Source organism: Amycolatopsis sp. NPDC104819 (genome assembly GCF_055583145.1).
Genome location: NZ_JBVJON010000021.1, coordinates 28,903 through 48,795, shown reverse-complemented (window position 1 = coordinate 48,795; position 19,893 = coordinate 28,903). Strand labels below are relative to the sequence as shown.

The 19,893-nt window shown below is 72.5% G+C and carries 20 protein-coding genes; 8 read left to right on the top strand and 12 right to left on the bottom strand.

All coding sequences use genetic code 11. The features are described from left to right. Positions 1–11: 11 nt before the first annotated feature. Both ACZ63E_RS42860 and ACZ63E_RS42855 read right to left on the bottom strand, forming a co-directional pair. A complete protein-coding gene (locus tag ACZ63E_RS42860) occupies positions 12–716 on the bottom strand; it encodes a S1 family peptidase (RefSeq protein WP_465342050.1) in 705 nt (234 codons plus the stop codon). Between the two features lie 130 nt (positions 717–846). Further along, entirely contained in the window at positions 847–2,310 is a 1,464-nt protein-coding gene (locus ACZ63E_RS42855; RefSeq protein WP_465342049.1) for a class I adenylate-forming enzyme family protein, read from the bottom strand. A 357-nt stretch (positions 2,311–2,667) separates the two neighbouring features. On the opposite strand from ACZ63E_RS42855, the gene ACZ63E_RS42850 reads away from it, so the two are divergent. From ACZ63E_RS42850 to ACZ63E_RS42825, 6 genes are all read left to right on the top strand, one after another. After that, a complete protein-coding gene (locus ACZ63E_RS42850; protein WP_155541946.1) occupies positions 2,668–3,012 on the top strand; it encodes a WXG100 family type VII secretion target in 345 nt (114 codons plus the stop codon). A gap of 18 nt (positions 3,013–3,030) precedes the next feature. Then, positions 3,031–3,333 carry a hypothetical protein gene (locus tag ACZ63E_RS42845; protein ID WP_020644701.1) on the top strand — a complete coding sequence of 101 codons (303 nt, stop codon included), beginning with the start codon at positions 3,031–3,033 and terminating at the stop codon, positions 3,331–3,333. Positions 3,334–3,431: 98 nt separating this feature from the next. Next, a complete protein-coding gene (locus tag ACZ63E_RS42840; RefSeq protein WP_465342126.1) occupies positions 3,432–3,818 on the top strand; it encodes a hypothetical protein in 387 nt (128 codons plus the stop codon). Further along, positions 3,815–5,110, top strand: coding sequence for a WXG100 family type VII secretion target (locus ACZ63E_RS42835; RefSeq protein WP_465342048.1), 1,296 nt, complete (start codon positions 3,815–3,817; stop codon positions 5,108–5,110). The genes ACZ63E_RS42840 and ACZ63E_RS42835 overlap by 4 nt, the downstream gene beginning before the upstream one ends. Before the next feature lie 26 nt (positions 5,111–5,136). Further along, the gene (locus ACZ63E_RS42830) at positions 5,137–6,477 is read left to right on the top strand and encodes an alpha/beta hydrolase (RefSeq protein ID WP_465342047.1); all 1,341 of its coding nucleotides are present in this window, start codon (positions 5,137–5,139) and stop codon (positions 6,475–6,477) included. Continuing rightward, the gene (locus ACZ63E_RS42825; RefSeq protein WP_465342046.1) at positions 6,474–6,842 is read left to right on the top strand and encodes a hypothetical protein; all 369 of its coding nucleotides are present in this window, start codon (positions 6,474–6,476) and stop codon (positions 6,840–6,842) included. The genes ACZ63E_RS42830 and ACZ63E_RS42825 overlap by 4 nt, the downstream gene beginning before the upstream one ends. A gap of 299 nt (positions 6,843–7,141) precedes the next feature. Here the strand turns inward: ACZ63E_RS42825 and ACZ63E_RS42820 are convergent, their stop codons facing one another. From ACZ63E_RS42820 to nadA, 4 genes are all read right to left on the bottom strand, one after another. After that, positions 7,142–8,302, bottom strand: coding sequence for a S8 family serine peptidase (locus ACZ63E_RS42820; protein ID WP_465342045.1), 1,161 nt, complete (start codon positions 8,300–8,302; stop codon positions 7,142–7,144). Positions 8,303–8,372: 70 nt separating this feature from the next. Continuing rightward, positions 8,373–9,266 (bottom strand): carboxylating nicotinate-nucleotide diphosphorylase, encoded by an 894-nt coding sequence (gene nadC, locus ACZ63E_RS42815; protein ID WP_465342044.1) that lies wholly within the window; start codon positions 9,264–9,266, stop codon positions 8,373–8,375. Next, entirely contained in the window at positions 9,263–10,906 is a 1,644-nt protein-coding gene (locus ACZ63E_RS42810; RefSeq protein WP_465342043.1) for an L-aspartate oxidase, read from the bottom strand. Before ACZ63E_RS42810 ends, nadC begins: the two co-directional genes overlap by 4 nt. Beyond that, positions 10,903–11,916 (bottom strand): quinolinate synthase NadA, encoded by a 1,014-nt coding sequence (gene nadA / locus ACZ63E_RS42805; RefSeq protein ID WP_465342042.1) that lies wholly within the window; start codon positions 11,914–11,916, stop codon positions 10,903–10,905. Before nadA ends, ACZ63E_RS42810 begins: the two co-directional genes overlap by 4 nt. A gap of 111 nt (positions 11,917–12,027) precedes the next feature. Between nadA and ACZ63E_RS42800 the strand changes: the two genes are divergently transcribed. Beyond that, positions 12,028–12,660 (top strand): NUDIX hydrolase, encoded by a 633-nt coding sequence (locus tag ACZ63E_RS42800; protein ID WP_465342041.1) that lies wholly within the window; start codon positions 12,028–12,030, stop codon positions 12,658–12,660. 40 nt (positions 12,661–12,700) lie between these two features. Further along, positions 12,701–13,417, top strand: coding sequence for an LON peptidase substrate-binding domain-containing protein (locus ACZ63E_RS42795; RefSeq protein ID WP_465342040.1), 717 nt, complete (start codon positions 12,701–12,703; stop codon positions 13,415–13,417). Between the two features lie 8 nt (positions 13,418–13,425). On the opposite strand, the gene ACZ63E_RS42790 is transcribed toward ACZ63E_RS42795, so the two are convergent. The 6 genes from ACZ63E_RS42790 to ACZ63E_RS42765 all read right to left on the bottom strand — a co-directional run bounded on the left by ACZ63E_RS42790 (position 13,426) and on the right by ACZ63E_RS42765 (position 19,588). Continuing rightward, the gene (locus ACZ63E_RS42790; RefSeq protein ID WP_465342039.1) at positions 13,426–14,466 is read right to left on the bottom strand and encodes a M48 family metallopeptidase; all 1,041 of its coding nucleotides are present in this window, start codon (positions 14,464–14,466) and stop codon (positions 13,426–13,428) included. Positions 14,467–14,509: 43 nt separating this feature from the next. Further along, complete coding sequence (locus tag ACZ63E_RS42785) at positions 14,510–15,106, bottom strand: DUF2567 domain-containing protein (protein ID WP_465342038.1); 597 nt, start codon at positions 15,104–15,106, stop codon at positions 14,510–14,512. A gap of 72 nt (positions 15,107–15,178) precedes the next feature. Then, positions 15,179–15,385 (bottom strand): biotin synthase auxiliary protein BsaP, encoded by a 207-nt coding sequence (bsaP, locus tag ACZ63E_RS42780; RefSeq protein WP_465308111.1) that lies wholly within the window; start codon positions 15,383–15,385, stop codon positions 15,179–15,181. Beyond that, a complete protein-coding gene (gene bioB, locus ACZ63E_RS42775) occupies positions 15,372–16,385 on the bottom strand; it encodes a biotin synthase BioB (protein WP_465342037.1) in 1,014 nt (337 codons plus the stop codon). Before bioB ends, bsaP begins: the two co-directional genes overlap by 14 nt. Positions 16,386–16,457: 72 nt before the next feature. Continuing rightward, on the bottom strand, positions 16,458–17,177 hold the full coding sequence (gene bioD, locus ACZ63E_RS42770; RefSeq protein WP_465342125.1) for a dethiobiotin synthase: 720 nt from the start codon (positions 17,175–17,177) through the stop codon (positions 16,458–16,460). 233 nt (positions 17,178–17,410) lie between these two features. Then, complete coding sequence (locus ACZ63E_RS42765; RefSeq protein WP_465342036.1) at positions 17,411–19,588, bottom strand: SulP family inorganic anion transporter; 2,178 nt, start codon at positions 19,586–19,588, stop codon at positions 17,411–17,413. Positions 19,589–19,893 lie beyond the last annotated feature (305 nt).

Sequence of the window (19,893 nt, the reverse complement as noted above, 5' to 3'; positions counted from 1 at the left end):
CGGGACGCGCGTCAGACGCCCGCGGTCGTGCGGATCCAGCTGCGGCTCGACGCGACGCTCGCGTAGTTCTGCGTGCCCTGCGGGTTCGAACCGGAGTTGTTGCCCGTGGAGCAGACGCCGACCTGGACGCCGCCCGAGAGCTGCGGGCCGCCCGAGTCGCCGTGCCACGCCGAGCCGTTGACGCCCTGGCTGGCGATGGCCGTGCCGCCGAACGCGTCCGTGCTGGTGCCGGTGACGCGGACGTTGGCGGTCTTGAGGGTGCTCGACGGCGGGCTGGTGCCCTGCGTGCGGCCCCAGCCGTAGATCTGGTTGGTGGACCCGGTCGGCGGGTTGCCGGTGCCGAGCTTCATGTAGGTCGTGTTCACCGCCGTGGACAGGTGCAGCAGCGCGATGTCGCCGTTGGGCGACGCCTTCTGCTGGTCGACGTTGGCGTTCGTGCCCTGCTGGAGGGTCACGTTGCCGACCTTGACGTGCATGCCCGGCGAGTTCAGGCAGTGCTGGGCGGTGAGCACCCACTGCGGGGCGATGATCGTCCCGGAGCACTCGAAACCGCCGTAGGTGGTGACGTTGTTCCAGTAGATCTGGGCGCCCCACGGAGCGGAGGAGACGGTGCTCCCGCCGATGATGTCCTCCTGGGCGTCCGCAACCCCCACCGAGACCATGCTCAGTACCGCGGCGGCGGCGCCGACCGCGGTGACAGCCCTCGACATTCGCATGAAAATGCCCTTCGGCCAGGTGATCCGGATGTCCGTCCCGAATTCGGGCGACGAGCCCAAAGTAGGTTCGTGAGAGGTTTGTCGGAACCTACCGAAGTCGGTAACTTGCCGACCGTGACCGGCGGTACTGCTAGTCCAGTAGGGACGCCCGCAGCGCCGCCTTGTCCGGCTTCCCCGACGGCGCGACCGGAACCGACGCCACCACGGCGAACCGCGCGGGCACCGCGGCCTCCCCCAGCTCGGCCGCCACGCCCTTGCGCACTTCGTCGAGGTCCGGCGAGCGCCCGGATGACGGCACCACGAACGCGACCGCGGCCTCGCCGGTCCGCGCGTCCGGCACCGCCACGACGTAGGCCTGGTCGACGTCCGGGTGCGCCGCGATCGCCCGCTCGATCGGGCCGGTGTAGTGGATGATCGCGTTGACGATCACCACGTCCCGCGCCCGCCCGGACAGGTGCAGGTACCCCGCGTCGTCCAGGTGCCCGAGGTCCTGGGTGCGCACCCAGCCGCCGTCCAGCACCTCGGCCGTCGTCACTTCGTCGCGCCAGTAGCCCGCGAAGGCCGACGGCGTCCGCACCCAGATCTCGCCTTCGGTCCCGGCCGGGAGCGGCACGCCCGAAGCGTCGCGAACCTCGATCTCGACGGTGTCGCAGGCCTTCCCGACGGAACCGGGCCCCTCGGCCGCGCCGGAGATCGTCAGCATCCCGGTCTCGGTCTGGCCGTAGGCGTGGTGCATCGCCGGCCCGACCAGCTCGGCCGCCTCGGCCAGCTTGTGCGGCGGCACCGGCGAGCCGGCCACGATCAGCGCCCGCAGGTCGCTCAGGTCGACGTCCTCGGCGCGCAGCACGTCCAGCACCTGGTGCAGCCGCGGCACGGTCATCAGCGCCGCGCTCACCCGCAGCCGCGGCAGCACCCACGGGAAGTCCGGCAGCTCCTCCGGGATCACCGCCGTGCCGCCGGCGAACAGGCACAATGCCAGCTGTTCGAGCATCACCGCGCTGGTGAGCGTGCCGAACAGCAGGAACCGGCCGAACCCCGCGCCGAGCCGCTCGTGCGCCGAGCCGGGGACCGGGGCCCGCCAGACGCGGCCTTCGGTCAGGGCGCGGTAGCTGAAGGCGACCCCCTTCGGGACGCCGGTGCTGCCGCTGGTGAACACGACCGTCGCGGTGTCGTCCGGCCGCCCGCACGGCTCCGGCTCTTCGTACGCCGCGAGCAGCTCCGGCCCGATCCGCAGGATCACCGCCCCGGCGACGGTGCCGAGCAGCTCCGGTGACTCGGAAGCCTCGTCGACGACCAGCGCCCGGACGTCCCCGACGACGTGCCGCAGCTGCGGCACCGGCAGGCCCGGCCGCACCCCGACGACCCGGCAGCCGAGCACCTGCGCGGCGATGATCGCGGCGAACCCCTCGGCGGTGACGGCGGTGGCGATCCCGACGCCGTCCCCCGGCGACAGCCCGGCCGCCCGCAGGCCCGCGGTGAACCGGCCGACCAGCTCCCGCAGCTCGCGGCGCGACGTGACGCGCGAGCCGTGTTCGAACGCGGGAACGCCGGGGGCGCGCCCCAGCTCGTCCAGCAGAGCCTGCGGGTGGACCATCTCGACCGCCTTTCGCCCGGGGCTCCCGGTCTACCGGGCGGATCTCAGAATTTCGGCAGAGGCGGGTTGACCGAGGTGCGATCATCAACGGGCAGCGACCCGGCGGCGCGACATGGCCGGTGCGTGAACAGCGGCTTTCCGTTGTCCGCCAGGGTTTGCCCCGGGCCGGAACCGCGACCGCGGACACTGCCGCGCGCCCCCGTCCGGCGGCTCGGTGTCCTCTGTGGGTATAAAAGCCGTCACCGCGACCGGCAGTTGTGCCGTTTGACCACACCGCCCTTCTTTCTAGCGTGACTTTCACACCGCGCGGACCACCGCGCCAGGGGAACTCGCTTGAGGAAGGGAGGTGGCCCGTCGATGTCCAGTCCGGGATTCCAGGCAGATTCCGCTGCCATGACGCGCGCCGTCCAGGGTTTCGAGGAAACCGCGACGAACGCCAAGTCCACGATGGCCAGCTTGGAGTCCGAGCTGACCGAGGCGCTCCGCAACTACAAGGGTGACCAGGCCGTCGCGTTCTGGGACCTGCAGCGCCGGCTCCAGGAGAAGATGACCGTGGCCGTGAAGGAGCTCGACACCATGTCGCAGCTCGTCCACACCAGCCACCAGAACTACGGCCGCGGCGACGCCGACGTCCACCAGAGCTTCCAGGGGGTCGGCAACACCCTCGAGGGCTCGGGCGTGATCCCCCGCCTCAACCCCTGACCCGAGAGGACGCCCACGATGGCCGACGTCGTCGAAATCAACTTCGCCGCGCTGCAGCACAGCTCGGCTTCCCTGGCCGCCAAGGCCAAGGCGCTCACCTCGCAGCTGGAGCAGCTGCACCAGAACCTCCAGCCCATCACCGCGACCTGGTACGCCTCCGGCAGCTCCGCCGGTGACGCCGCTCGCCAGTCGGAGACCCGGCTGCGCCAGGCCACCGCGGACATCGTCGCCATCATCGCGCAGTTCGGCGGCAAGGTCGGCGAGGCCCACGACCTCCAGCAGAGCCTGGAGAACCGCAACCAGGGGCTGTTCGCGGGCTGATCCGCGCCCAGACGTCGGTCGGCCGGTGCGGGAAACCCCCCGCTCGCACCGGCCGACCGGCTTGCCTTCTTCACGTGCGACGAGAGAGCCGGGACCCGATGCACGACCAGTCGTACTACGTCCACCTGGAATCGCTGAAGGACTTCGTGCGGGAGCTGGAGACCCAGATCCACGCGATGGCCAAACCGAACGACTTCCTGCTCACGCTCGGCGAAGAGCCGCTGCTGTTCGGCGAGTTCGGCGAGGCCGGGTCGCTGGCCGACGCCCACCGCGCCGCCGTCTCGGAGATGCAGGGCCTGCTCGACCAGGTCCGCAGCGCGATCGGGTTCGCCCAGGACGTCACCACCACGGTCGCCGACGGGTACCAGAACGCCGACCAGACGGTGGCCGGGGACCTGCACAGCTCCGGTGCGGTCACCGGGCTGCTCGACCCCGTGCTCGGCCTGCTGGGCCTCGGTGACTCGAACGGGAGCCGCAAGGGATGACGAACACCGCGCACACCAACTTCGCCGCGTACAGCCACCAGCAGCTCTACGCGATGCTGCAGGCGGGCGACCCGAACAGCGCGCGGCACGCCGCCGACAAGTGGAAGTCCGCCGCGCTGCACCTGCACGAGCAGGCCCACAACCTCAACTCCGAGCTCACCGAGTTCAAGGACGAGTGGACCGGCGGCGCGGCCGACCAGTACCAGCACATGATCGTCGACCTGGCGAACGGCATCTCCAAGGTGGCGCAGACCGCCGAGGCGATGAACGTGATGCTCGACGACGCCGCCGACGCGCTGGTCAAGGCCAAGAAGGAGATGCCGCCGCCGGTTTCGGTGCCGGACGTCTCCCCCGCCGACGTCGCGCTCGCGGTGAACCCGCCGCTGCTGCCGCCGGACGCCTCGCCCGCCGTCATACAGGCCGCCGCGCAGCAGCGGCAGCAGGCCATCTCGAACGTCGAGGCGCAGCAGTCCGCGGCCAACGCCGCCGGGTCCGCGCACGGCAAGGCGATCGTCGTGATGACCCAGCTGGCCGGCGACTACACCACCGCCGAGGACTCGATCCCGGCGTCCCCCAACGCCGTGCAGACGCCGACGGCCCCGCCCGCCGGCGGTGGCGCGGGCACCGTGGGCTCGCCCGGTCTGGTCGGCAACGGCGGCACCGACCCCGGCGTCGTCGTCACCCCGACCGACGGGCACCCGCTGCCCGGCGGGGGCACGACGCAGCAGCCGGGGACGACCGTGCCGACGTCCAACCCGCTCTTCGGCGACATGTTCACCGCCGGGCTCGCCGCGGCCTCGGCCGCCGCGTTCGGGCGGTTCGGCTCGATCATGCCGAAGGTGCCGTCGTGGGCCAGCGGCAAGGATCCCAAGGACGGCAAGGAAGAAGCGCCCGGCACGAAGCTCGGTGGCGGCGCGGGTGTCGAAGGCGGCGCCGGCGGCGGCATCCCGATCGGCGGGGGTGACGCGCCGTCGATCGGCGGCGGTGTCCCCGGCGGGGCCGGGATCGGCGGGGGCGGCGACGGCCCCGCGGCGCACTCCGGCCTGGCCGGTGACGGCGGCGCGGGCAACGCGCTGTCCGGGCTCGCCGGCGGCGCGGCCGGGGCCGTGGGCGCGGCGGCCGCCAAGGGCGCGATGCCGATGATGCCCATGATGCCGATGGGCATGGGCGGCGGCGGGGACATGGGGTCCGGGCGCCGGATCCCGGCCTGGCTGGTGGAGACGGAGAACGTCTGGGGTCAGTCGGCCCCGGTCGCGCCGCCGGTGATCGGCGAAGAGCCGGAAGCGTACTGAGCAACTTCTGACCATGGAGGCGGGCCGTGACGGCTGCTGGATACCGCGTCGCCCCGGCCCGCCTCGACACCGTGGCGGGCGAGTTCGGCACGAGAGCGGACGCACTCGCTTCGGCGCAGTCCGCGGTGGCGGGTGAGAAGGTGCCGGCGGCCGCGTTCGGCAAGGTCGACGCGTCGGCCGCCGCCGCGAAGACGTTCGAGAAGACCATGACGGAGCTGGGGTCGAAGCTCTCTTCGGAGGTCTCCCGGCTGCGGACGCTCCAAAGTGGACTGACGTCGTCGGCCGCCGGGTACCGCCGGGCCGACGCTCAGGTGGCGGCGATGTACCGCTCACTGCTTCCCGAGGATCCGTTGCCGGCGGCGGGAAACCCCGCGGGGATCGGCGGCGCGGCCGACACCGGCGCGTGGGGCCAGGCGATCGCGGCCAACCGCACGAAGGTGTCCGACGCGTTGACGGCCGAGCGTTCCCGGCTGGCTTCGTTGACCGACGCCGACGAGATCAAACGCTCCCAGGCGCGGATTTCGCTGTACGAAGACATTCTCGCGAACAACCGGCAGATCCTGAAGTTCGACCCGGCGGGCAACGGCCGGATCGCCGAGCTCGTCGGGCACATCGAACCGGGGACCCGCAACGTCGGGCTGTTCGTGCCCGGCGTCAACACGCAGATGTCCAACTTCGACTCCTACGCCGGCCTCGGGCGCAGCCTGGTGGCCGCGGACCCGACCGGGCGCACCGCGATAGTCGTCTGGGCCGACGGGGTGTTCCCGCAGAACCCGGTGGTGCAGGGGCCGTCCGCGAGCTACGCGGAGGCGATGGCGCCGGACCTCAAGCACTTCACCGACGACCTGCGCGGCGAGATCGGGAGCCACGCCGGCTCCGACGTCACGCTGACCGCGATCGGGCACAGCTACGGCGGCGCGACGGTCGGGCTGGCCGAGACGCAGGGTCTCGACGTCGACCGCGTCCTGCACGTCGAGTCGGCGGGCATGGGCCACGGCGTCTGGTCGCCCGCGGACCTGCCGGCGAGCCAGGCGGGCGTCCAGCGGTTCTCGATGACGGCGCCGCTCGACCCGATCGAGATCGCGCAGGGCAACGCGTGGGGTCTCGAGTGGACCGGCATCGGCCACGGCGCGGACCCGGACACCTTCCCCGGCGTCACCGAGCTGGAGACAGGCCGCTCCGCGTCCGGGGACCAGCTGTGGGGGCTCTCGTCGCACAGTGACGTGCTCAAGCCGGGTTCGGAGTCGTGGACGAACATGTACCGCGTCATCACCTCCGGGCCGACCACGCCGAACGGCTCCTTCCAGCCGGATGGCATCCTGGAGCACGGCGTCGAGTTCCTCAACGACGGAGGCGTGCTGCGGTGACTTCTTCGGACCTGGACCGCCTGGCGGCCGAGCTGACGGACGTGATCAACAGCGTCGCGGCGGTGTTCGGCCCTTCGGCGGACCCCACGGTGAACGGCGAGCTGGACTGCGACCCCACCCAGCCCGGGAACCTGCTCTGCTGGCAGTACGGCGTCCGGCTCGACCACCCCGGCGAGCCGGAACGCCGGCTCGCCGAGGTCGTCCTCCCGACGTTGGAGCAGAGTGGCTGGCAGGCCCACGACCGCAGCACCCCGCGTGAGCTGATCGCCCGCTTCAGCCGGGAAGGCGCGGACTTCACGGTGCACGTCGCCCGGGCGAGCCACGCGGTGGCCATCATCGGCTCCACCCGCCCCGTCCCCGCCTGACCCCTCCCTCCCGCGTGATGCCCCTCCAATCACGCGTGATGCCCTTCCAATCACGCGAGATCGCTCCCCAATCACGCGAGTTCCGCCTCCAGACACGCGAGTCCCGCGTCTGATCACGCGTGTCGTCCATCCAGGTGCGCGTGTCGTCCGGCTGAGTACGCGTGTCGTCCGGTCCGGTACTCCGAACTCGTGTGATCAGGGACGTAACTCGCGTGATTGGGCGCGTATCTCGCGTGATTGAAGGGACGACACGCGTACACCGGCGGACGACACGCGTGCCTGGACGGACGACACGTGGGTTAGGGGGTGAAGCGGGAGGGGCGCCAGTTGCGGCGGCGAGCCCGGCGGACCGCGGCGACCGTCAGGCCGGCGGCGGCCGCGAGAGCCACGCCGGCCAGCGCGATCGTGCCCGCCGCGAGGTCCGACGGCGCGGGGGCCGGGGCCGCGGCCGGGACCACCGCGGGTCCCGCCGCCGGCTGGACGACCGAGCCCGGCGGGGCCGCGTCGGCCGGCAGGGTCGAGGACACCGCCGCGTAGGCGTCCAGGACTCCCCAGCCCAGACGCGGGTCGTGGCCGCCCGAAGCCGGGCGGTGCGCGGTGAGCGTGAGGCGGGTGAGGACCTGGTCGCCGGTGAGGTCCGGGTGGTACGCGCGGACCAGCGCCGCGACGCCGGCGACGTACGCCGCCGCCAGTCCCGGGTCGGTCACCGGGAAGCGGTGCGCGACCGCGCCGCCCGCGCCCGCCGACGTGCTGACCAGCTCCGCGCCGGGCGCGGCGATCCCGACGTAGTCCCCGGCTTCGGTCTGCACCGGCTCGCCCGCGGGGTTCACCGACCCGACGGCCAGCACACCGGAGGTCGCCGTCGGGTACGTCCGCGCGCCCTGCTGGGTCGCCGACGCCGCCGAGACGACCACCGCGCCTGCCGACCGCGCCCGCGCCACCGCCCCGGACAGCGCCGGGTTGTCGAACGCCGCGGGCACCGCCACGAGGATGACGCCCGCCCGCCGGTCGAGCGCCGTGTCGATCGCGCCGGCCAGCGCGCCCGGGTCGCCGCCGTCCTTCGCCGAGCTGTCGGTGTACCGGATCGGCAGGAGACGCGCGCCCGGTGCGACACCGGCGAACGTCGTCGACGGATCCGGTTGCGCCGCGACGATCCCGGCCGCGATCGTGCCGCGGCCGTCGCAGTCCGAGGATTCCGTGCCGGCGCCGCCTTCGAGCTGCCCGGGCGCGAACTGGCCGTTGAGCCCGTCGACGCCGGTGCCGATGACGGCGACCAGCTGCCCGTCACCCCGGGTCAGCGGCCAGAGCCGCGCCGGGTCGACCAGGCGCTGGCCCCAGGGGACCGCGCCGGTGTAGGTGCCGGATGGGTTCGCGCACTGCGCTTCGGGCGCCGCGTCGGCCACTGCGGGCAAGGCGGCGAGCACGAGGCCCGCGACCGCCAGCGCTGCCGGAAACCGCACCCGATCCCTCCCGAAAGACGGTGGCGGGAAAGAACTTCCCACCACCGCCAGTCTAGCTCGGAAAGCCCGTTCAGCGAAGGTCCATGCCCAGATCCAACGCCGGTGACGAATGTGTCAGGCCGCCCACCGACAGATAGTCCACACCGGACTCCGCGTAGGCCTTACCACGGTCGAGGGTGAGCCCACCAGAGGATTCCAGCCGCGTCTTCGGGGAGACGTCGTCGCGGCGCGCCACCGCCTGCCGGCACTGCTCCGGCGTGAAGTTGTCCAGCAGCACCTCGTCGGCGGCCGCAGCCAGCGCCTCCTCCAGCTGGGAAAGCGTGTCGACCTCCACCTCGCACGGCAGCTCCGGCGCGTGCTCCCGGGCCGCGGCCAGCGCGGCCGTCACCGACCCCGCCGCGACGACGTGGTTGTCCTTGATCAGCACCGCGTCGCCCAGCCCCAGCCGGTGGTTCACCCCGCCGCCGCAGCGGACGGCGTACTTCTGCAGCAGCCGCAGCCCCGGCAACGTCTTGCGGGAGTCCCGGATCGCGCAGCCGGTTCCGTCCACTTCGGACACCCAGGCGGCGGTCGCGGTGGCGACGCCGGAAAGGTGACACAGCAGGTTCAGCGCCGTGCGCTCGGCGGTGAGCAGCCCGCGGACCGGCCCGCGCAGCACCAGCGCGGGCTCCCCCGCCACCAGCCGCTCGCCGTCCTCGCGCCCGGCCAGCACCTCGACGGAAGAACCGAGCACCATGTCGAACACGGCCAGCGCGACCGGCAGCCCGGCCACCACCCCGTCGACCCGCGGGGTCAGCTCGGCCACCGCGGAAGCGGACGCGGGCACCGTCGACGCGGTCGTCGCGTCCGGCCCGTACCGCAGGTCTTCGCCCAGCGCCGTGGTGACCACGCGCCGCACGTCTTCGACGTCGAGACCGGACGCCGCGACCAGGCGCAGGACCGGTTCGGAGATCGGGAACGTCATGCCACGCCCTCCAAGGGGATCGGGTCGGCCAGCACCGGCTGGCCGGACGGGCTGAGCCGGATCAGCTGGCTGCGCCGCCAGGTCTCCGACGGCGCCGGGAAGTCGGTGCGCACGTGGCAGCCGCGCGACTCGGTGCGCCGGACGGCCGCGGCGAGCAGCGCCTGCGCCACCACGGTCAGCGCCGCGTCCTCCACTGCCACGTGCGTCCACAAGGGACTGTCCTGGACGGACAGGTCGAGCACGGAACCGGCCGCTGCCAAGCCATCGGCGTCTCGGCCGATCGCCGCGTACCGGCTCATCACCCGCTGCAATGAGTCGCGGTCGGCGGCCGGCGCGGTCGTCCACGAGGGCAGCCGTCCCCGCGACGGGTCCGCCAGCAGCCCCGCGGCGAGGTCCGCCGCGACGGCCTCGGCGACGCGCTGCCCGACGACCAGGCCTTCGAGCAAACTGTTGGACGCCAACCGGTTCGCGCCGTGCAGGCCGGTCCGCGCGACCTCGCCGGCCGCGTAGAGCCCGGGCACCGACGAGCGTCCGTCCACAGTGGTCACCACGCCGCCGCACGAGAAGTGCGCCGCCGGGGTCACCGGGATCGGGTCGCGGGCCGGGTCCAGCCCCAGCACGCCGCAGGCCGCGAAGACCGTCGGGAACCGCTGGGCGAACCCGGCGATCGACGTCGCGTCGAGGAAGACGTGGTCGTCGACGCCGCCCGGCGCCGTCCCCATCCGGCGGGTGATCGCCGCGGAGACGACGTCCCGCGGCGCGAGGTCGCCGAGCGGGTGCACCCCCGCCATGACCGAAGCGCCGGCGCCGTCGATGAGGGTCGCCCCCTCGCCGCGCACCGCCTCGGTGACCAGCGGGCAGCGGCCGCGCGCGCCCGGGGTGTAGAGCACGGTCGGGTGGAACTGGACGAACTCGACGTCCGCGACGGTCGCCCCGGCCCGCAGCGCGAGCGCGAGCCCGTCTCCGGTCGCGATCTCCGGGTTCGACGTCGCCTGGTAGAGCTGCCCGATCCCGCCGCTGGCCAGCAGCACGGCCGAAGCGCGGACGACGCCGAGAACGCCGCCCGAGTCGAGCACGGTGACCCCCGCGACGCGCCCGCCCGGGGTGCGCAGCGCGTCGACGGCGATGTGGTGCTCCAGCACCGGCACCCGCGCCTGCCCGGCCTGCGCGACCAGGGCCCGCTCGACCTCGGCGCCGGTGGCGTCGCCGCCCGCGTGGATGACGCGGAACGCGCTGTGCCCGCCCTCGCGGGCCCGGGCCAGCAGGCCGTCTCCGGCCGAGTCGAACCGCGCGCCGTCCGCCCGGAGCTGGGCGATCGCGGCCGGGCCGCCCTCGAGGATCGACCGGGCGGCCGCCTCGTCGACCAGCCCGGCGCCCGCGGTGAAGGTGTCCTCCGCGTGCTTCGCGACCGAGTCGTCGAGGTCGTGCTGGTCTTCCAGGACCACGGCGACGCCGCCCTGGGCCCAGCGGGTGTTGCCGTCCGCGACCGTCGCCTTGGTGACCACCAGGACGTGCAGCCCGAGGGCCTGCGCGCGCAGTGCCGCCGTCAGCCCGGCGACACCGCTGCCGACCACGACCAGATCCGCACGGGCTTCCCAAACCGGGGTTTTCGCCCGTAAGTCATTAACCGGCGTGGTCATTCTCCGCCGCCAGGCTGCCCGATTTCGATCATCCGCTGCACCGACGCCTTCGCGCGGGCGGCGGTTTCGAGGTCGACGTGGACCTCGTCGAGACCCTCACGCAGGCACCTCAGCAGCGCCGCCGGCGTGATCATCTTCATGTACCGGCAGGACGCGCGGTCGTTCACCGCGCGGAAGTCGATGCCCGGCGCGGCCTTGCGCAGCTGGTGGATCATGCCGATCTCGGTGGCCACCAGGACGGTCTTGGCCTTCGTGTCGCGGGCCTCGTGGACCATATCGCCGGTCGACAGGATCTTGACCCGCTCCGGCGCCACGGCACCCTCGCCGGCCAGGTAGAGCGCCGACGTCGCGCATCCGCACTCGGGGTGGATGAACAGGTCCGCGTCGGGGTTCGAAGCCGCGCGCTCGGCGAGCTCGGCGCCGTTGATCCCGGCGTGGACGTGGCATTCGCCGGCCCAGATGTGCATGTTCTCCCGGCCGGTGACGCGCTTGACGTGCGCGCCGAGGAACTGGTCCGGCAGGAAGAGAACCTCCTGGTCAGCAGGAATGGAGGCGACGACGTCGACCGCGTTGGACGAGGTGCAGCAGATGTCGGTCTCGGCCTTCACCTCGGCCGTGGTGTTGACGTAGGAGACGACGACGGCGCCCGGGTGCTCGGCCTTCCAGGCCCGCAGCTCCACGCCGGTGATGGAGTCGGCGAGCGAGCAGCCGGCCCGCGCGTCCGGGATCAAGACGGTCTTCTCCGGGGCCAGGATCTTCGCGGTCTCGGCCATGAAGTGCACACCGCAGAAGACGATGGTGGACGCGTCGCTGCTCGCCGCGATGCGGCTGAGCGCGAGCGAGTCGCCGGTGTGGTCGGCGATGTCCTGGATCTCCGGGACCTGGTAGTTGTGCGCGAGCAGGACCGCGTCGCGCTCCTTCGCCAGGCGCCGCACCTCCTCCGCCCAGGCCGCGTTCGCCTCGACCCCGCCGAACGGGGTGAGACCTTCCGGAACCAACGTGGTGGTCATGTGGCCCTCCTGGACCGGTCGCGGGTTTTCGCCTTATAATCGAAAACCGTGCGAAGTCATCTTAACACCCAGGCCCCCCTGGCCCACGAGGTTTTGGGAGCGGTCCTTCAAGTGCGCTCGGACACACTCCGGGTGCTCCTGTGGCGCCGCGCGCTCGACCCGCACCTCGGCCGCTGGTCACTGCCGGGCGGCCGGCTGCGGCCCGACGAGGACGTCGAGACGTCGATCCGCCGCCAGCTCGCCGAGAAGGTCGACGTCGGGCGGCTCAAGCACGTCGAGCAGCTCGCGGTGTTCAGCGACCCGCACCGCGTCCCCGGCCCGCGCGTGGTCGCGACGGCGTTCCTCGCCCTGGTCCCCTCCGACGTCGACCCGGAGGTGCCCGAGGACACCGAATGGCACGACGTCGCGAAGCTGCCGCGCACGGCGTTCGACCACGAGGCGATCGGGCTGCGGGCGCGCGACCGGCTGCGCGCGAAGCTCTCCTACACCAACGTCGGGTTCGCCCTGGCCCCCGACGAGTTCACGATTTCCGCGTTGCGCGGGCTTTATTCGGCGGCACTGGGCTACCGCGTCTCGGCGACCAACCTGCAGCGGGTGCTTTCCCGGCGCGGGCTGCTGGTTCCCACTGGTCACACGGCCGCGCCGGGCCGCGCGGGCGGGCGTCCGGCGGCCCTGTTCTCCTTCGCCGGCAAGGGCATGCAGATCACCGATCCGTTCGCGGTGTTCAAGCCGCCGAACCGGTGACCATCCTGCGCCGAACCGGTTCTCCCCTTACGGTTGACCCGTGACCGAGCCGGAACCGGAAAGCAGCGCGACGACGACGATCCTGCCGTTGTTCCCGTTGCAGACGGTGCTGCTCCCGGGCACCCGGCTCCCGCTGCACATCTTCGAACCGCGGTACCGGCAGCTGACGGCGGACCTCGTCAGCGGCACGGTGCCGGGCCGCGAGTTCGGCGTGGTCGCGCTGCGGTCGTCCCTCACGCGGGAGGTCCGTGGTCTGGACCAGCTGTACGACATCGGCTGCAGCACGATCCTGCGCGAGGCGCAACGCCTGCCGGACGGCCGTTTCGACGTCGTGACGCAGGCCCAGCGCCGCTTCCGGCTGACCGACCTCGACTGCGTCTCGGCGCCGTACCTGATCGCGTCGGTGGAGTGGGTCGACGACGACCCGGTGGCCCCGGCCGGCGACATGGCCGAGCGCCTGGCGACGGTCGCGCGCGGAGCGCACCAGCGCTACTGCGAAACGGCGTGGCGCAGCGACGACTGGACCGCCCCGGCGGCCGACACCGAGCTGGCGGAGCTGGCCTACCAGCTGGCCGCGGACTGCCTGCTGCCCCTGGAGGACCGCCAGCGCCTGCTCGAGGAGCGGCATCCGCTACGCCGGCTGCGCATCGCCTGCCGCCTGCTGACGCGTGAGGCGGGGTTCCTGAACACGCTCGGCGCGGTGCCCCTGCCGCCGAGCGAGTTCACGGACATGAGCCGCCCGGCCAGCCTGAACTGACCCCGCGGTCAGGCGTCCTCCCCCGAGCCGTTCCCGGTGCCGAACTTGGTCCACACCTTGCCCGCCGCGCCGGAAACCGCCTCGCCGACGTCGCTGAACACCTTCGTCAGCGGGTCGGCCGAGCTGTTCCACGAGTCCTTGTACGACTTGGCCGCCGACTTCAGGTCGTCCTTCCAGTCCGACGACGGGGTGTCCTCGTCGCGGCGCGGGTAGTCGCCCGCGAGGATCGCGCGGTACTCCTCCGACGCCGCCCAGCGCTGCAGCTGCGCCGCGCGGACCACCGCGAACGGGTGGGTCTCCGTCTCGACGAACTTGAGCTTGAGGAAGCTGTCGCGGATGTCCTCGACCGACTCGTACTCGGTCGCCTGCTGCAGGAACGACGGGATGTCGATGCGGGACGGGTCGACGCCGCCGGCGATCTGGATCTGCGCGCGCAGCGCCGCCGTCGGGTCCTGGCCGCAGAGCAGCCCGGCGCGATCGCACGACAGCTCGGCCTTGCGGTACCACTCGCGCAGCGCCGCGATGACCGCGCGGATGCCGAGCGCGCTCACCGGCGTCCACGACATCGACAGCTGCAGACCGATCAGGCGCACCATGATCGTGCGGTAGACCGTGTGCCCGGACAGCACGTGCCCCATCTCGTGCCCGATCGCGAACCGCAGCGACTCGTGGCTCATCAGCTCGACGAGCCCGGTGCTGACCCGGACGAACGGCTCGTCCATGCCGACCGCCGACGCCTGGATCCGCGGGTCCTGGTAGACGAACAGGTTCGGCACGGCGGGCAGGTCGAGCGTCTCGGCGCACTCGTGGCGCAGCCGGTCGAGCTCCGGGTACTGCTTCGGCCCGACGCGGATCGACGACGCCAGCGCCATCAGCCGCTCGCCGCGCTCGTTGTAGAAGCCCGAGACGGCCTTGACGACCTGGGCGAACCCGGGCACCGCGCGCAGCGTGGCGAGCGCGCCGCGGTCCACCGGGTGCTCGTAGGCGCGCGGGCTGACGCCCGGGAAACGGACGGCGTTGTGCCGCGAAGCCTCGATGTCCTCAGTCACTGAACCCCCCTGTGTCGAGGGCACCCAGAGTAGGGGAAAACGCTCAGCCGAGGCGGCGGCCCAGGTCGTCGCGGCCGTTCCAGGTGGTCAGCATGGTGTAGGTGACCGACACACCGAGCGGGCCGGTGAGCAGCACCCACCACGACTCCAGCCGCGGCGCCAGCTCGATCACCGAGCCGAGCGCGGGCGCGCTGTCGATGGCGTAGTGGGCGTTCGCCCAGCCGACGCCGAGCAGCATGGCCAGCGCGCTCGCGAGCGCGACCCCGAGCACCGCGCCGAGGAACACGACCGGCCCGCGGCGCTCGCGCAGCAGCCACACCACCACCCCGACCACGATCCCGACGCCCAGCGTCAGGAAGCCGAACACGGCGAGGTCGTCGAAACGGTGCCAGCTCTCCAGCTCCAGGGACCCCTGGGTGCCGTCGGTGGCGATGATCCGGACGCGCTCGGGCGGCGCGATCCGCGACCAGACGAACGCGAGGGGGAAGCTGAGCAGGCTCAGCACGCCGAACACGCTCACGGCGGGCAGGATGTCGCCCTTGACGACGACCCGGGGCCGCCGCTCCCGGACCAGCACGGGCACCGACCACGGGCCGGCCACGGCCGACGGCCGGTGCGCGGGCCCCGACGACTCACTCACCCGGACTCCCTCCTGCGCCGCGCTCCTGCGACACGGTGCGACCGAGGGTAACCGGTCGGTGCGTGACGAGCGTCAGCCGCTCGCCGTGTCGCCGTGCCTGCTGCACTTGGCCGTCCACCCGAGCGGGCTCACCTGGACGACGAGCCGCCGCGCGCAGAACGTGCAGTAGCGCGGCGGCTCCAGCGCCGTCCTCGGGTTGTGGCACGCCGGGTGGTCCGCCCCGCCGGCCGATTGCTGTCCACAGTGGACACAGAACGCGGGTGCGTCAGAGGCTGTCACTGAGGGCCTTGATGGGCATCTTGAGCTCGTCGAGCATCTCGAGGTCCGCCGAAGCCGGGCGGCCCAGGTTGGTCAGGTAGTTGCCGACGATGATCGCGTTGATCCCGCCGAGCATGCCCTGCTCCGCGCCGAGGTCACCGAGGGTCAGCTCCCGGCCGCCGGCGAAGCGCAGCATGGTGCGCGGCATCGCGAGCCGGAACGCGGCGACCGTGCGCAGCGCGTCCTTGCCTTCGACGATTTCGTAGTGCTCGTACGGCGTGCCCGGCTGCGGGATGAGGAAGTTCATCGGCACCTCGTGCGGGCTCAGCTCGGCCAGCTGCACGGCGAACTCCGCGCGCTGCTCGACCGTCTCCCCCATGCCGATGATGCCGCCGCAGCAGACCTCCATGCCCGCGTCGGCGACCATCCGCAGCGTGTCCCAGCGCTCTTCCCACGTGTGGGTGGTGACCACGTCCGGGAAGTGCGAACGCGCGGTCTCGAGGTTGTGGTTGTAGCGGTGCACGCCCATCTCGACGAGCTCGTCGACCTGCTCCTGGGTGAGCATGCCGAGCGAGCAGGCGATCTGGATGTCGTTGCCGTCCTCGCGGATGGCCTTCACGCCCTCGCGGACCTGCGAAAGCAGCCGCTGGTCCGGCCCGCGGACGGCGGCGACGATGCAGAACTCCGTCGCGCCGGTCTCGGCGGTCTGGCGGGCGGCCTTGACCAGGTTCGGGATGTCGAGCCACGCCGAGCGCACCGGCGTCGGGAAGCGGCCGGACTGGGAGCAGAAGTGGCAGTCCTCCGGGCAGCCTCCGGTCTTGAGGCTGATGATGCCCTCGACCTCGACCTCGGGGCCGCACCAGCGCATCCGCACCTCGTGGGCGAGCGCGAGCAGGTCGGGCAGCCGGTCGTCGGGCAGCCGCAGCACCTCGAGGACCCCGGCTTCGTCCAGGCCGACGCCGTTTTCGAGGACCTGCTCGCGTGCGTAGGCGAGGACATCGGTGTCCGGGACTGCGGTCACGGCGTCTCCTTGATCGTGGGGGCAGCGTCCCTCATCGTGCACGAAGGCGCAGCGAGGGGACAGCGACGCAGGTCACTTCTCGGCGGAAGCGCACCCTGCGAACAGTTCGGGGTCGAACTCACCGCCGAACCACGGCGAGAGCCCGGCCCGCGCGGCGGCCAGGAAGTCCGCCGGCGAGGCGGCGCCGAGGCCCGTGGGCAGCACGCCCAGCAGCGGCGCCCCGGCCGCGACCGGCAGGTCTTCGAGGTTGGACAGCGCGGCGAGGTCCGGCTCGGCCGGCCAGGAGCCGATGATCACCCCGGCGACGGTCAGGCCGCGCTTGGTGGCGACCTCGGCGGTGAGGGCGGTGGCGTTGAGCGTCCCGAGCCCGGCCTCGGCCACGACGATCACCAGCGACCCGAGCGACCAGGCGACGTCGGCGAGGCTGGAGCCGGTCTCGTCGAAGCGCACGAGCAGGCCACCGGCGCCTTCGATGAGGGTGAGGTCGTGCGCGGTGTCCAGCTCGGACGCGGCTTGCGCGATCTCCCCGGGATGAAGGGAGGGAAGCCCGCTCCGCCGCGCGGCGGCCTCCGGCGACAGCGGGTCGGGGTAGCGCCGCAGCTCGCGGGTGGTGACGTCGCCGCCGGCGAGGCGGAGGACGTCCTGCAGGTCACCGGCCTCATCGGGGCGAACGCCGGTCTGGGCGGGTTTCAGCACGGCGACCCGCTGCCCCCCGGCCACCGCGAGCGCCGCGATGGCCGCCGTGGTGATCGTCTTGCCGACCCCGGTCCCGGTCCCCGTCATCACCAGCATGGTCACGGACCATGAACATAGTGACTGGGTGCACGGCTCCGCACTGCGGGCACCGGGTGACCAGGTCGGCGGCGGATTCGAGCCGACCGGCGGTAGTGGAGGGTTGACGGCGGGACCGCGAACCACACGCCCGCCACCACCACCGCGGACCGGTCCAACCACGCCGCGCAGCAGCGCCCAGGCCGACCGGCGGGACCGCGCAGGCCACCAAAGCACCCGCGCGGCCCCCGACGTCAAGCCCCCGGAGTCACCACCGCGGCCCCAGCGGGCCGGAACGTGCGCTCGGCCGCGTCGAACAGGTACACCTGCGCCGTCCCGACCGCGAAGTACATACCCGTCAGCTGCAACCTTCCCTCCCCCTCGGCCGCCGCCACCGACGGATAGTCGCGCAAATGCTCCAGCTGCTGAAGCACGTTGTGCAGCGCGAGACGGTCGCCTTCGCGATCCGGGACCTTCCCGTCCAGCGTGGCCGAGCCGAGGCGGTGGGCGCTCGGCTCCGCGTGGCGCAACCACACCGACAGCGGGCCCGGGGGCGGCCCGTCGGCGAGCGCCGCCATCGCGCCGCAGCCGGAGTGGCCGCACACCACGATCTCCTCCACCCCGAGGACCCCGACCGCGTACTCCACCGACGCGTTCATCGACGGGTCCGCCTGGCCGGCCGGCACCAGGTTGCCGATGTTGCGGATCGTGAACAGGTCACCCGGCCCGCTCGTGGTGATCAGGTTCGGCACGATGCGGGAGTCGCCGCAGGTGATGAACAGCGTGCGCGGGCGCTGGCCGTCGGCGAGACCGGACAGCGTTTCGCGCAGCAGGGGCGCCGCGCGGCGGTGGAACTCCGTCGCGCCGCGGCGGGTCTGCTGGGCCGGGATCCCTTCCACCGCCTGCCATTCCGACCACGGCGCGAGCCAGCGCGGCACGGCCCGGCTCGCCGCCAGCCGGGACCGCGTCGGACGGCCCGCCTTGCCTTCGCCGAACCACGGGTGGCCGACCTCGTCGACGTCCACCGTGCCGCCGGCGCGTTCGTGCGCCTGCTGCCACGTCGTGAGGCTTTCGAACGCGGCGTGGTCGAGGTAGTCGACGACCAGCTCCAGCCGCACCGGCACCCCCGCGGGGATGTCCCCGAGGATCTTCGACAGGCGCGGCACCGACAGGAACGTCAGGACACCCTCGACGACCACGCGCCAGTTGCGGTCTTCGGTCTCGACGTGGATGCCGGACCACAGTGTGCGGCGCAGCATCAGCACCAGGGCCAGCCCGATGCCCGCGAGCACGCCGGTGAGCAGGTCGAACACCACGACACCGGCGAGTGTGAGCAGGTAGACGGGCAGGTCGCCGTGGGCGAGCACCTGCTTCATGTGCCCGGGGTTGACCAGCTTCGCGCCGACGTGCACCAGCAGCCCGGCCAGCGCCGCCAGCGGGATGTCCTGGATCACCCCGGCGAGCAGGACGACGAACACCAGCACCCAGACGCCGTGCAGCACCGCGGAAAGCCGGGTCTTGGCCCCGGCCGCGACGTTCGTGGAGCTGCGGACGATGACACCGGTGACCGGCAGCCCGCCCAGGGCGCCGGAGACCATGTTGGCCGCGCCCTGGCCGACCAGCTCGCGGTCGAGGTTGGCGCGCGGGCCGGTGTGCATCTTGTCGACCGCGACCGCCGACAGCAGGCTTTCGACGCTGGCGATCAGGGCGATGGTGACGACGGCGAGCGCGAACCCGCCCCAGCCGCCGTCGGGCAGCTGCGGGACCAGGTGGACGTTCAGCAGGTCACCGGGCAGTTCGACGCGCGGCAGCGTCATCCCGAACACCAGCGACACGACCGTGGCCAGGGCGATCGCGGCCAGCGGGCCCGGCACCTTGCGGACCGCCGCCGGCAGCCTCGGCCAGACCAGCAGGATGACGATGGTGAGCAGGCCGACGACGGTGGCGGAGTCGTGGTGGGCGACGATCTGGCCGGGCAGCTCGGCGACGTTCTCCACCGCCGAGCTCTGGGCCTTGCCGCCGAGGATGACGTGCAGCTGGCCGAGCACGATCGTGACGCCGATGCCGGCCAGCATGCCGTGCACGATCGCCGGCGAGATGGCCAGCGCGGCACGCGCGATGCGGCTCAGGCCCAGCAGGATCTGGCACGCGCCGGCGGCGACGGTGATCGCGCAGGTGACGACCCAGCCGAACGTCTGGATGGTTTCGGCCATGACGACGGTCAGGCCGGCGGCGGGCCCGCTCACCTGGAGCGCGGAGCCGCCGAGCGCGCCGGCGACCACACCGCCGACGACGGCGGCCACCAGGCCGGCGGCGACCGGCGCGCCCGAGGCGAGGGCGATGCCGAGGGACAGGGGGACAGCTACGAGGAAGACGACCAGTGAGGCCGGCAGGTCGTGGCGGAGCACGGCGAGGGGTCTCATGATCGCCATGCAACCGGAAATCGTGTGAAATGTCCGCTATGCGCCACCCGATCGAGTGAACAACTGGCCATATTTAGCACTAATGCCACAAATCGGACAGGTTGTTAACGTCCCGTTCACAAGATCAAGTACCTGTCACGCGATAGTTGAATCCCGTACGACACAAGGGGTTCCGCTCGGTGCCAGGTGTCGGGGGGGGGGGGGGGGGGGGGGGGGGGGGGGGGGTGATAAGCGCGGAACCAACCCCAGCAACCACCCCCGACATCTATCCCCCCCCCCCACCCCAACCACCGAACCACCCTCTCCTCCCCCAA

What these genes read in the sequence shown, in the direction of transcription:
- ACZ63E_RS42860 (WP_465342050.1), bottom strand. Translation starts at nt 716, where the DNA reads ATGCGAATGTCGAGGGCTGTCACCGCGGTCGGCGCCGCCGCCGCGGTA.
- ACZ63E_RS42855 (WP_465342049.1), bottom strand. Translation starts at nt 2,310, where the DNA reads ATGGTCCACCCGCAGGCTCTGCTGGACGAGCTGGGGCGCGCCCCCGGC.
- ACZ63E_RS42850 (WP_155541946.1), top strand. Translation starts at nt 2,668, where the DNA reads ATGTCCAGTCCGGGATTCCAGGCAGATTCCGCTGCCATGACGCGCGCC.
- ACZ63E_RS42845 (WP_020644701.1), top strand. Translation starts at nt 3,031, where the DNA reads ATGGCCGACGTCGTCGAAATCAACTTCGCCGCGCTGCAGCACAGCTCG.
- ACZ63E_RS42840 (WP_465342126.1), top strand. Translation starts at nt 3,432, where the DNA reads ATGCACGACCAGTCGTACTACGTCCACCTGGAATCGCTGAAGGACTTC.
- ACZ63E_RS42835 (WP_465342048.1), top strand. Translation starts at nt 3,815, where the DNA reads ATGACGAACACCGCGCACACCAACTTCGCCGCGTACAGCCACCAGCAG.
- nadC (WP_465342044.1), bottom strand. Translation starts at nt 9,266, where the DNA reads ATGACGTTCCCGATCTCCGAACCGGTCCTGCGCCTGGTCGCGGCGTCC.
- ACZ63E_RS42810 (WP_465342043.1), bottom strand. Translation starts at nt 10,906, where the DNA reads ATGACCACGCCGGTTAATGACTTACGGGCGAAAACCCCGGTTTGGGAA.
- nadA (WP_465342042.1), bottom strand. Translation starts at nt 11,916, where the DNA reads ATGACCACCACGTTGGTTCCGGAAGGTCTCACCCCGTTCGGCGGGGTC.
- bioD (WP_465342125.1), bottom strand. Translation starts at nt 17,177, where the DNA reads ATGCTGGTGATGACGGGGACCGGGACCGGGGTCGGCAAGACGATCACC.
- ACZ63E_RS42765 (WP_465342036.1), bottom strand. Translation starts at nt 19,588, where the DNA reads ATGGCGATCATGAGACCCCTCGCCGTGCTCCGCCACGACCTGCCGGCC.